Origin of the sequence: Chryseobacterium lactis, assembly GCF_003815875.1 — a bacterium.
Lineage (GTDB): Bacteria > Bacteroidota > Bacteroidia > Flavobacteriales > Weeksellaceae > Chryseobacterium > Chryseobacterium lactis.
The window spans coordinates 4,102,015-4,114,979 of record NZ_CP033924.1 but is presented as its reverse complement, the minus strand read 5'-3'; the positions used below and the strand labels follow the sequence as shown (position 1 = coordinate 4,114,979).

At 36.8% G+C, this 12,965-nt stretch carries 9 protein-coding genes; 3 read left to right on the top strand and 6 right to left on the bottom strand.

The features are described 5' to 3' along the window. Positions 1-277 precede the first annotated feature (277 nt). The 3 genes from EG342_RS18240 to dinB all read right to left on the bottom strand — a co-directional run bounded on the left by EG342_RS18240 (position 278) and on the right by dinB (position 6,279). Complete coding sequence (locus tag EG342_RS18240) at positions 278-1,768, bottom strand: BspA family leucine-rich repeat surface protein (protein WP_103292380.1); 1,491 nt, start codon at positions 1,766-1,768, stop codon at positions 278-280. Between the two features lie 291 nt (positions 1,769-2,059). Further along, positions 2,060-5,113, bottom strand: a complete 3,054-nt coding sequence (locus EG342_RS18235; protein ID WP_103292381.1) for a DNA polymerase III subunit alpha — start codon at positions 5,111-5,113, stop codon at positions 2,060-2,062. Between the two features lie 20 nt (positions 5,114-5,133). After that, entirely contained in the window at positions 5,134-6,279 is a 1,146-nt protein-coding gene (dinB, locus tag EG342_RS18230; RefSeq protein ID WP_103292382.1) for a DNA polymerase IV, read from the bottom strand. 61 nt (positions 6,280-6,340) lie between these two features. On the opposite strand from dinB, the gene EG342_RS18225 reads away from it, so the two are divergent. Further along, positions 6,341-7,120: a LexA family transcriptional regulator gene (locus tag EG342_RS18225; RefSeq protein WP_103292383.1), complete on the top strand. Its 780-nt coding sequence runs from the start codon at positions 6,341-6,343 to the stop codon at positions 7,118-7,120. Between the two features lie 9 nt (positions 7,121-7,129). Continuing rightward, positions 7,130-7,735, top strand: coding sequence for an alpha-ketoglutarate-dependent dioxygenase AlkB family protein (locus tag EG342_RS18220; protein ID WP_103292384.1), 606 nt, complete (start codon positions 7,130-7,132; stop codon positions 7,733-7,735). 144 nt (positions 7,736-7,879) lie between these two features. Here the strand turns inward: EG342_RS18220 and EG342_RS18215 are convergent, their stop codons facing one another. Further along, positions 7,880-10,261 (bottom strand): TonB-dependent receptor, encoded by a 2,382-nt coding sequence (locus EG342_RS18215; protein ID WP_103292385.1) that lies wholly within the window; start codon positions 10,259-10,261, stop codon positions 7,880-7,882. 309 nt (positions 10,262-10,570) lie between these two features. Next, positions 10,571-10,825 carry a bacteriocin-like protein gene (locus EG342_RS18210; protein WP_103292386.1) on the bottom strand — a complete coding sequence of 85 codons (255 nt, stop codon included), beginning with the start codon at positions 10,823-10,825 and terminating at the stop codon, positions 10,571-10,573. A 427-nt stretch (positions 10,826-11,252) separates the two neighbouring features. Here EG342_RS18210 and EG342_RS18205 point away from each other — a divergent pair, with 427 nt between their 5' ends. Beyond that, positions 11,253-12,038: an XRE family transcriptional regulator gene (locus EG342_RS18205; RefSeq protein WP_103292387.1), complete on the top strand. Its 786-nt coding sequence runs from the start codon at positions 11,253-11,255 to the stop codon at positions 12,036-12,038. 104 nt (positions 12,039-12,142) lie between these two features. Here the strand turns inward: EG342_RS18205 and EG342_RS18200 are convergent, their stop codons facing one another. Then, complete coding sequence (locus EG342_RS18200; protein ID WP_103292388.1) at positions 12,143-12,958, bottom strand: ferritin-like domain-containing protein; 816 nt, start codon at positions 12,956-12,958, stop codon at positions 12,143-12,145. Between the last annotated feature and the right edge of the window lie 7 nt (positions 12,959-12,965).

The window sequence follows — 12,965 nt, the reverse complement described above, 5'->3', positions numbered from 1 at the left end:
AATATCCGTATTGAGATTGTATATTTTTTATTTGATTTAAATGTATAAAAATAGCGTTGAATTTTTATGTTTTAATCTAAAAAATATACGTAATGACGGACTGGAATGGGTTTAAGGCACAGCAATCTTTGGAAATCTGAGTAACCTGCGGTGACAATTTATAGGCGAAATACATAGAGTTTTTGTCATAATAAACAAGCTCCAAAGTTCATAGACTTTGGAGCTTAATTTAAATTAGGTAATCCTTCGGAAACCTATCATGAATTTTAAAAATAACCTATTTCTTAATTATTTTAGTGAAAATACTGTTACCTTTTAACAGATAATTTCCTGCTGGATATTCGGTAAGGTCAATACGGTTATTTCCTTTGCTTAGAGTTATATTTTTAATGATTTTACCAGTACTGTCATATAAATAAACATTTTCGTTGACAGTAGCTTCAACAGTTATCATTCCTGTTGTTGGATTTGGATACGCTTGGGTTTTTAATTGTTTTGAAGGTTCTGTTGTTGATAAAACACATGTAGAATAGCTGTCTCCAATAATATTAAGCCCTTTGTTAACCAATTGAGCTCTTGCCATAATAGCTTGTGGTGTAGAATAGATAAGCCCTGTGGCGTCTATACTTCCAGATGTTATTGTTGAGCTGGCCCAGGTGGGATTATTATTTAAAGCAATTAAGAAATTATTATAATTTGTACATGATAAACCTGAATTTTTTAATCCAAAGAATATTGAATTTCCACTAAAGTTTTGAAGCTGTATATTCCAGGTAGAAATATCCTGATCAAAATGCGAGGCTCCGTTAAACATATTAAAACCAGCACTATAATCAACTTTACTAACATCCCAGTTACCAATCGGTTGATTAAATGATACAGCATCTGCAAACATATGTTCAAAATCTGTTATTTTGCTTGTATTCCAATGATCAAGGGGCTGATTAAAAGATGCTGTATTAGAAAATACATATCGGAAATTAGTAGCATTTGATGTATTCCATGAATTTAGTGGTTGATTAAAAGCTGCTGCACCCGAAAACATTGATGAGAAATTGGTTCCGGAAGCTGTGTTCCAATTAGAAAGATTTTGATTAAAAGCAGAGGTATTGGAAAACATACTGCTAAAGTTTGTGACATTCGCAGTATTCCAGGTTCCTATATTTTGATTAAATAATGTTGCTCCGCCAAACATACTACTCATATTAATAATTGTGCTTGTATTCCAATTAGAAAATGAAGTATTACCAATTAAAGACGGACAATTAAAGAACATCTGTGATAAATTGTTTATTTGTGTCAGATTCGGAGTATCTGTGGCCGTTACGTTAAGGTTTGGGCAGCTTGCAAATCCTCCATTAAACTGCTGAAGCCAAATAATATCTCCCCATTGACTTACTTCAACGAGTTGTACAGTTGGAAAAGTACCAATAGTATTTAGACCTGCTCTAAATCCATAAAATAAGCCACTACCATTTGAAACTTTAAGTTTGTAGGTCGCCTGGACAGGATTTGTATTTAAAGATGTTCCAAAAGAAATGGTAATAGGATTGCCACTATTAGATGTTACAGAATTAAGAACCCCGGTATGCTGAGGATATCCTACTTCTTCCCATTGAATCGTGTAACTGGTTCCGGTACCACCAAAAGATATTGCATTAGAGATTGTGCCGTTTATATTAGGCTTCCACGAAGTAATAAATTCAGTCTGTGCATAAGAACTGAAAAATAGAAAAAGAAAAATGGTTACTAGTTGTTTTTTATACATAATTTAAAAAATTTAACAAAAATAAATGTTATTTTAAAAAATAAGAAATTAATATTAGTTTAAACTGAATTATATTAACATTTAGCTTTAATAAGACCATAATCCCGGAATTTTTAATCTTATCTCTGATACAAAGATATAGGTGCACAACGTCAGAACATGTCGTAATACATTTTTTTACATATTTTTTTGTTCTGTCGGTTTTAGAAGAATCTGATTTCCATGAATTATTTGAAAAATGGTATAGTACTTCTACCATTTTACCTGTTTTGTTGATATGATCCGGTAATTTTACAATGTTTTACTTCTTGGCAATCCTATTTCATGTTCCTGTGGATAGGGTTTTCTGAAAGTCATGCTAACATCCTCTTTAATCTGCCGGTGTATATCATATTGCTTTTCCTGATCATAGGCATAGCGGGGATCCGGAATAAACGGCATTTTTGCCATTTTATGAATTGTTATGGTTGGAAAATGAAAATCAACTTCTACAATTCCCAGCAGCAAATAACATCCGCCTCCCTGAAACGGATATTTTTCTAAGCTATCCGGAAAATGGGCAGTATCGAAATAATTTCCATTCACATCAATCCAGGTTCCGAAATACATGGTTCCTTTTTTGGTAGGAACATGCTTTCTGGCAATAAGATAGGCCATCATTTTTACCTGTTTTTTATGAAATTGCAACAGATCCTTCACAAAAACAGATCCTCTGTAGCGGGTTTGTAGCAAATCAAATGGACTGCATGATACAGGGAAGCCCAGAATTTCAATTTCATCAAAAGCATCCTCAAAAAAATTACGTTCCAACCGGGGAAGCCTGTATTCCTGAATGGGTTCTTCAATCAATAACAACCCTCTGTTCTCGGGCTTAAAGTTGATCAGCAGAAGTCGGGCCTCTATCAGCAACTCATTTTTTTGCTTTCCGGTAAACCGGAATGCTCCGATGAAAATAAGAGTTTGAATGGTTTCGAGTCCTACAGGAATACGACGGATAAAATCATTCAGAGATTGATAAGCACCGTTTTGCTCACGTTCTTCTACGATTCCGTGGGCGATTCTGGTTTCGAGTCCCTGTAAAAGCATCAATCCGAGATAGATATCTTTTCCTTGTAATGAAGTTTGATATTCACTCTCATTAACACACGGATTCTGAATGATTCCACCGGACATTTTAGCCTCATGAATATACACTTCTGTACGGTAAAATCCTCCCTGATTATTGATCACAGAAACCATAAACTCCAGCGGATAATATACCTTCAGATAAAGACTCTGATAACTTTCTACGGCATACGATGCTGAATGCGCCTTACAGAAAGAATATCCGGCAAAAGATTCAATTTGCCTGTAGGCTTCAGCAGTAAGCATTTCCGAATGCCCCTTTTCTATGCATTTTTCAAAAAAATTAGCTTTTACTTCTTGCAGCTTTTGAATGGATCGCCCTTTTCCGCTCATCGCCCTGCGTAAAATATCACCATCAGCCAAGGACAATCCTCCAAAATACTGGGCAATCTTCAGAACATCCTCCTGATATACCATAATGCCATACGTTTCTTTCAGGTGTTCTTCAAATATGGGATGGAAATACTCAAATTGATCAGGATGATTGTGCCTGAAAATATATTCACGCATCATTCCGCTTTGGGCAACTCCGGGCCTGATAATGGAAGATGCGGCGACCAGAATTCTGTAATTATCACATTTTAATCTTCTTAATAGCCCTCTCATTGCCGGAGATTCTATATAAAAACATCCAATCGTATTTCCTGTGGCCAGATATTCGCTGGCTTTCTGTTCATCTTTGGAAATCCTGGTATCCCGGATATCGATATCTATCCCTCTTGTTTTTTTTATCAGCTCAACAGTATCTTTAATCGTTCCGAGGCCTCGCTGAGACAGAATATCAAGCTTTTCCATTTTTATATCTTCCGCTACATTCATATCAAACTGAGCAATCGGAAATCCTTTAGGTGGCATTTCTAATGCGGTATAATGAGTAATAGGTTCTTCTGAAATAAGGATTCCACAGGCGTGCATACTTCGTTGGTTAGGAAACTTTTCCAATAGTTTACCATATTTCTCAACTACTTTTACAACAGAATTTGAGTCATCTCTCTGTGTCGATTTGCTTGTAAGATCATCCAATTCTTCTTTAGGCAGGCCAAAAACTTTTCCAACTTCCCTGAAAATTGACTTGTATTTAAACTCAACATTAGTCCCACAAAAAGCGACATGGTCCTTTCCATATCTGTCGAAAATATATTCCAATATAGCATCTCTGTTCTGCCAGCTCCAGTCGATATCAAAGTCCGGAGGTACCTGACGGTTAAGATTGAGAAACCGTTCAAAATAAAGATCAAGCTCCAGAGGACAGATATCTGTAATTCCCAGACAGTAACTCACAATGGAATTGGCACCACTTCCGCGTCCTACATGCATAAATCCCATGCGATTGCTATAACGGATAATATCCCACGTGATGAGATAATGAGCACAAAAGTTGAGTTCATCAATAACCTGAAGTTCTTTTTCAACTCTTTTCCCCGCAATTTCATGGTTCAGTCCATATCTTTTTTCTAACCCTGAATAAGCAAGCCTGCGGAGAAGTTTCAAATCATTTTCTTTTGATTTTGTATAGAACTTCTTGTTCTTAACTTCTTTAAAATCAAATTCAAAATGGCAGTCATCAAGGAGGAGATTTGTATTTTCAATAATCTGAGGATATCTTTCGAATGATTTTGCAATCTGTTGCCCGGAAATAAAATATTCAGACTTACGGCAAACTTCTCTTTTCGTGAGCTTGGAAAGCAGTGTATTATGATCAATAGCCCGGAGAATCTTATGCAATTCATATTCCTCATCAGTACTAAAGGTAATGGGATGGAGAACTACCATTTTAGAAATATATTTTTCATATTCCGGACGTATCAGAAAGTTTAGCTCATCTGTTCTGACACCTATAAACTCATTGTCTTTCAATTCTGAAGGAATATTACTCATTGGATAAATAATAAATACTTCCTTAAATTCAGGAGCCACTTCCTCTAGCTCTTTACCATCACAGTTATAATCTGTAATGACTTTGTTGATTTCACCAATTCCTGAGAACTTTCTGGCTATAGCTACATAAAGAAGTCTTCCATCCTTTCTGATTTCAACGCCGGGAACAGGTTTTATCCCATGATCTTCACATTCTTTTTTAAAATCATAAATCCCTGTCACCGTATTGATATCGGTAAGCACAAGCTCTTTGATGCCTAAAGTTTTGGCCTGTTCCACTAATTGTTTTATCGATAATGTGCCATAGCGAAGACTATGATATGAATGGCAGTTGAGAAACATACTCTGTTGATTTTAAAATTTTACTTCCCGAAATCAAAACCTGAAGCTCTTCCGACGGCATCAGATCCGAAGCGGTTCTTAAGATAATCCATTGTTTGATATAAACTCATTTGTTCCTCGGTATCTTCAAATAAATTCATCTGATGATTTCCGTGTACCAATCCTGTAAACCGTAATCCTATGAGCCGAAGTCTCATTCTTCGGGTATAAGCTTTGTTAAAAAGATCAAGTGCTACCCTAGACAAAGTATGATCTGCCGATGTATAAGCCACTTTGCATTGTTTGGTTTCCGTATCAAAATTGGCATAGCGTATTTTTACGGCAACTGTAGAAGTCAGCCATTTTTCTTTTCTCAGCTGATACGCTAATTGTTCAGCCATGCCTGCCAATAATCTCTTTAATTCTACAATATCCATCGTATCTGAAGTGAATGTCCTTTCCGTAGAGATCGATTTTCGTTCTGAATAAGGAATCACCGGATTTTCATCTATGCCATTGGCTTTTTTCCAGAGTTCACGGCCGTTTTCACCAATCATTTGCTGAAGAACAAGAAGTGGCATCTCAGATAGCGTATGAATAGTACGGATCCCTACCCGGGAAAGAAGTTGAAATGTTTTGTCCCCTACCATGGGTATTTTTTTTACCGACAAAGGATCAAGAAATGGTTTGATTTCCTGAAGTTTAATTTCCATTCTTCCGGGTTTTGCTTCTCCGGTTCCTATTTTGGAAACGGTTTTATTGGCAGATAATGCAAAGCTTATCGGAAGTCCTGTTTCCTTGAGAATCGAAGCTGCAATTTCTTCCGTCCATTGATAACACCCGAAAAATTTGTCCATACCGGAAAGGTCCAGGTAGAATTCGTCGATACTGGCCTTTTCCATTACCGGAACTTTATTTTGGATAATTTCTGTAACCAGATGTGATAAATTAGAGTACATTTCATGATCACCCCTAATGACTTTAGCGTCAGGACAAAGCCTCAGGGCCATTCGTATCGGCATCGCTGAGCGAACTCCGAATTTCCTGGCTTCATAGGAACATGAGGCTACTACTCCACGGTCGCCACCTCCTATGATCAGAGGGATTCCGTTAAGCTGAGAGTTATTACGCCTTTCACAGGATACAAAAAAAGTATCCAGATCCATATGTACAATTGCACGTTCCATGGTACAAATTTAGTTACGTTTTTGAACAAAATTTGTATTTTTGTTGATATATTTTGTAACAATGTCAATTTTCTCAGATAACATAAGGTTTTTAAGAGGTAAGAAAGAAAAAACTCAACAAGAGTTGGCCGATTCTTTAGCGATTACCCGCTCAAGGTATGTTGCGTATGAAGATGGCAGATCGGAACCGCCCATCGAATTGATTGTAAAGATTTCTAAACTTTTTCATGTTAGTATTGACCTGCTGGTGTCTGTAGATATCAGGAAATATCCTGTAGAAGAAATACTTAAGCTGCCCGATAACAGGATTGTTCTGCCCGTGATAGTAGATCATTCCGGTAATAATGTGATAGAAATTGTTTCTCAAAAGGCATCAATGGGATATCTGGAAGGCTATAGTGATGTGGGATATATTGAAAACCTTCAACGGGTCACACTCCCCTTTTTAGCAAATGGAAAGTACAGAGCTTTTCCTGCAGATGGAGACTCTATGCCACCTTTTAAGAATGGTTCCTATATCGTAGGAAAATATGTAGAACAAATAGATGATCTGAAACCGGGAAAAACCTATGTTTTTATTACCCTGAACAATGGAATTACCTATAAACGCTTTGCTGGCAGATCAGGTAATAAGATCAGTGTGACAGCAGACAACGTATTCTATGAACCTTATGACATTCCGGTTGAGGAAATTGTAGAAGTATGGCAGTATGCTTCAGGGATTTTTCCTGCAGATTTTGAGCCGGATCACTCAGAGCAGGCTGATATTAAGGAAATGTTTTTTGAACTTAAAAAAGATATCCGGGAACTGGAAGATAAAGTTTCCGGAAAAAGTAAATGATTTTTAATAATGGAACAACTTAGCTTATTCAACACAGAAGATTATTATCAGTTTCCGAAAGAATTGCTGGAATATACAGAACACTTTTTGACAGAAAATGAGGCTTCCGAACTTGTTGATCTTTTAATGGAAAAAGTTCCCTGGAAGCAGAGGACACAGAAAATGTATGATAAAATGGTGTTAACTCCGCGTTTAACGGCATGGTATGGTGATGAAAAGAAGACCTACCAGTTGGGAGATAATCGCTTTGTTGCTCATCCATGGCTGCCGGAACTGCTGGAGATCAAAAACCGGATTGAAAAATCTACAGGGTACACATTCAATTCAGTGTTGTTGAACTTGTATCGTGATAAAAATGATTCTGTAGCCTGGCATCGCGACAAGGAAAGTCAGCTGGGAAACCGCCCTGTCATTGCTTCGGTAAGTCTTGGGCAAACCCGGAATTTTGATTTCAGGAGTGTAGATGATCATTCCAACAAATACAGTCTGCCTTTGCCTCACGGTTCTTTGCTGATTATGAAAGGTGATCTCCAGATGAACTGGGAACATCGGATTGCCAAATCTGTTTTACCTATGAAGCCGAGAATTAATATGACTTTCCGATTAGTCAGATAACTCACGGTTTCATTGGCAATGTTGAAGAAACATATTATTTTTAATCGCAAAGAATGATGACTCAAATGTTTAAACTTGGTCAGATAAAACCGTTGTTATCGGTGAAAACAATATTTTGTCAAGCTGATAACAACGGATGAATTATTATATTTTGACCTTCACTCCCACCGAAATATTGATTCCTGCCATTGGACTCAGGAATTTCATTTGAGAATTTTGAAGTCTGGCTTCTGTATTTAAAAGGTTATTTCCTGTAATATAATATTCTATACTACCCATTTTCAAACTGTTGTCTTCATAAGCAATACGGGCATTAAGAAGTGAAAATGCAGGCATCGGAAGTTCAGGATTAATATTTTTTCCTAAATATTTTTGTTTTAAATAATGATCCAGGCCTACGTTGATGCTAAAATTCTGTATACTTCCTGTCAGGTTGAATCCAAAACGGCTCGTAGGCATATTGGGCATATAATCCCCGTCACTCCATTTTCTGATAGAACTGTCGGCAACACTGATGTTTCTCACCAGGTCATAATAGGAGCCAATTTCCCATTTTCCGAACTTCTGAAGATCCATTTTATAGGCTGCTTCAGCTTCAATTCCGTTAATTTCTGTATCATCAGAACGCCATTCTTTAACCAGAAAAACTTCCCGTGACAATCCGGTATGCGCCAGATAGATATAATTTTTATAATTGGTGTGATACCAATTGGCAGACAAGCGAACATTTTTTAAATTAAGCCCACCTCCTATTTCTATGGTTTTTGCGATTTCTTTATCCAGTCTGTCATCTCCGTTTTCTTCGGTAAGGATAGCGAAATGGTTGTTTCCTGAATACAATTCATTCACTTCAGGCGCTCTTTCCGAGTGGTTGTATTGTACTTTCAGGTAAGCTTTTTTATAGATATTCCACTGTGCAGCTGCCTGAAACTGATTAAGGGTAAAGTCCCTTCCGGTGAGTTTTCCTCCAGACATTCCGCGGCTTCTTTTATAGGTATTATCGGCTTCAGCCTGGCGTTGCACATGATCGTTCCGGTACCCAAAGTCAAATTCAAGGAAATTAAAATCAAGATGCTGCATAGTGAAAAATCCAATCTCCCGGCTGATTGTATTCGGTAAATACCTTTGGCTTCCACTGCCTTCCATATCTCTGTATTGTACTTCCATTCCGGTGGTTCCGGTTAGAAATTTCATTTTCTGCTGGGTAATTTCCAGGCGGCCGTTGTGTTGTTGTACGTTAAACTGATTGGCTCTATATCTTTCAAGAAGTTCCATGTTTTTTGAAAATACACCCATATAATTCAGTTTGATACTGGCAATCGGAAAGTTATTAAACTTGTAAGCAGATTCAAACATCGCTTTATGAGACAGACTTTTTATATTAATCGGTAAATATTCGATCTTTTTTTGAGGTTTTCCATGAGAATGTGCCGGCATTTTGGGCATGGCATAACCGGGAACTCCAAAATAGGAATAAGAATTCTGGTAAGCTCCTCCGAGGTAAAATGATTTTCCGATATAACTCGTTCCGATATAAAATGAGTTGCTTTCTGAATGGCTGTTGGAAATGATGCCGTCTTTTATCGGAACAATATCATTAATACTGTTTACCTCGCTTCTGTAACGGTCTTTTGAAGGATCCTGGCCAGGAACATATTTGTCATTCTTGGGATTAGGATAATATTTGCCATCCGAAGGATTGTAATATGTAGGGCTGAATGTGTAAAGATCATCTTGTGAAAGTTCATATTCTATCATATGATCAATTGCAAACTGACTGATATAGGGAAAAAGACTCGTATTGAGAACATTTCTGGAATCAACATTGAGCTGGCAAAGCGACTGTAAGATGCTGTTGAATCCCACCAGATTCGGGTCATAACATCTGCCGTCTTTAGATTTTCCGGGAATTCTGACAATTTCCTGCTTTTGGTTACTTGCTCCAACGGTTAACACCCAGTTCTTGGCTATGGTACCCTTTGCTGAAAATGCCTGCCGCTGCCCACTGTTACTACCTCCTTCAAGAAGTGCTTTAAAATTAAAATTCTTTGAAGGAAGCTGCCGGGGAATATAATCGGTCTCAACATCTATGGCGCCTCCAATGGCTTTTCCACCATATAAAACCGAAGCTGAATTTTTGTAAACCGTTATACTTTGAACATTATCCATTTCAATATCCATATTAAAATCAGGACTTATTCCTGAAAGATCATTAACGGCAGTTCCGTTTTCCAGTACTTTTACCCTGTTTCCGCTTAAACTTCTGATAACCGGTGCACCCGCATTTGGGCCATAACCGGAGTTTTGTATCCCTGGAATTTTACTTAATGTCTCTCCCAATGTATTCGATTGAATGAAATCTAATGTTTTTCTGGTGACTGTAACTGCATCGTGATTCAATTTGCCCTGAATATCGACAGATTCTATGTCCTGTACCTCTTTTTTAGGCGTTTGTTTCTGAGCTTTCAAAACAGGAGAAAAAGAAATAAGACTTCCTCCCATCAAAAAAATAACGGCTTTTTTCATGTGCATATGCTTAAATAATCAGGCAAAGCTAGATAATTTAATTTTTTATCGCAACAATGTTGCATTAAAAATAAATACGTATAAAAGAAATCAGTTATAAAAGTTGAGGTAAGACTGGAATATTAAGACGTAAATAATTTTTTTAAATTTTATGCAAAGAATTTTAGTATCTGTAATTGCATTTTTAAAAGGACTAACGTTGGATCAATTCATTGATTATAAGCTTTGTCAGTAACTTTGCTGCTTGACTTTTGTGCATAAAAAAACCGCTCTTTTCAGAGCGGTAATAATTCTTAATTTTTGTTGATCCTAGCAAGTTCTAGCCCCACAGTTAAGTACTTTAAGGTAAATAACGTGGTTAACTTCGCACTGTACCTGGCAAAGTCCGTTTTCAAGAACGTTAACAACACCGCTAACAGTACCTCCTACAACACCTCCGATTCCTCCAACGATACCTCCAACAGCGCCAACAACACCTCCGATTAAGTGTCCGATTGGATCAAGTAGTCCTTCTCCTGAAATTGATTTCAATTCGTTTCTGTCTAATTTTTTTAAGTTTTTCATAACTATAATTTTATATGATTAATACATCACGAATATAGGAATAATAACAATACGATGGTATATTTTTTTGAATAAATTAATGTATTATTTATATAATTTAATATTTCATTAATATAAAGGTGATTTGATATAAATATCATTTTGATTTATATGTGATTGATTTTCTAAATGTTAAAAATAATATGTCAAATTAAGAAATTTAGAGTTATTAATTTTCAAACAAATATTGTTTATTTATAAATATTCCTTAAAGTAGATAAAAGCATATAATCTTGGGTAATTCTGGGAAAAAGAAGTGATTTTGAACACCAAAATTTTGGCGAAATCAGTCATGAAAATTGAATTTGCTGATTTCCTTTGTGAAAACCGGTTCTTATTATTGATATAGGAAGCAAATTTTGTATTTTTGCTGACATACCTTTTATCAATGTCAATTTTTTCAAATAATATACGCTTTTTAAGAGCCAGGAGAAAAATCTCTCAACAAAATGTAGCCGATGAATTAGTAATCTCCAGGGTTCGATATTCTAAATATGAGAATGGAATTTCTGAACCTCCTATTGAGCTGCTGATAAAAATTTCAAAATATTTCCATGTCAGCATTGATCTGTTGCTATCTGTAGATATCGATAAATATCCAATGGACGATATGATGAAACTGCCGGATAACAGAATTGTACTTCCCGTAGCAGTAGATGATTTGGGAAATGATACAATTGAAATCATTCCTCAGAAAGCATCCATGGGATATCTGGAAGGATACAGCGATGTGGAATATATAGAAAGTCTTCAACGAATTGCACTGCCTTTCCTGACCAATGGAAAGTACAGAGCCTTCCCTGCTGACGGAGATTCTATGCCGCCGTTCAGAAGCGGTTCTTATATTGTAGGAAAATATGTAGAAGGCATCAGCGATTTGAAACCGGGAAAAACCTATGTTTTTGTAACATTGAACGATGGGATTACCTATAAACGTTTTAAGGAAAGAAAAGATAATGCAATCTGTGTAAGTGCAGATAATTCATTCTATGAAGCCTATGATATCCCGTTTGAAGAAGTAGTGGAAATCTGGCAGTATGCTTCGGGAATTTTCCCTGAAGATTTTGAACCGGGGGATTATGAAAGCTACAACTTTAAGGAAATGTTCCGCGAGCTGAGACAGGATATTAAAGACCTGGACCGTAAAGTATCCGGCCGCCGCAGAAAATCTTAATTGCTCTCACAAAAATCTGATCAACTTTCAAGATAATAAAAACCCTTTTCCAAAAAGCTTCGGAAAAGGGTTAAAAATCTCGGCTGTTATTGCCTCGTATATATCTAAACTATGAACAAAGAGGCAATAGCCTGAGCATCACTACCACTTAAAACTTCATCATAAGCTGCCGAACCTGCTGCTGCACCAAACAAATTTGCAGTATTAAATCCAGCCTGGTTGGTATTATCTTCACCTGCATACACAGGATTGGTTGCTGATGGCATATTCCCACCATTGGCGAGTTCTATCCATCCTTTATTGGCTCTCATTCTTCTTACCTGAGAAGCATGTCTGGCTTCCACCGAATGAATCTGTAAAGCAGCCTGTAAAACCACTTTATTAGACATTACATTTCCGGCCTGGCCTTTATATGCTCTTACTCCCGTATCTTCAAAAGCCTGAGCAAGAATAAGAAACTGGTTATAATCGGTAAACGGAGAAAAATTTCCGTTTGCTGTAAAATCAAAAGTTGGTTTTGCTCCGGGAGTTGTCCCTAAAGAGGTTAACGTACTTTTCAAAAAATTAACATGAGCAGATTCATGTTTTGAGATCTGCATAAAAACGGTTCTGTCTGCATTGGGAATTAATCCGGCAGCGGATAAGCCCATTCCGTAGTATTCGCTTTCAAGATATTCAAGGACTAAAGCCAGTTGTAAAGCATCCGTTAAAGTGCTTTTCAAAAAACTTCCGGTTACTTGAGGTTTTTGTGTTTCTGCCTTTACAGGAGATGCCATCATACCGGCAAGCCCAAGAGGAACTGAAGCTACAGCAGCTTTTTTTCCAAAGGCAGAGATATTGCTAATAGCGTCTAATCTTGTAGCTTCCGTAGTAAAGAATTTATCATTAGAAAGCTTATCTAGTAATTTAAGGATATTCATAATATTA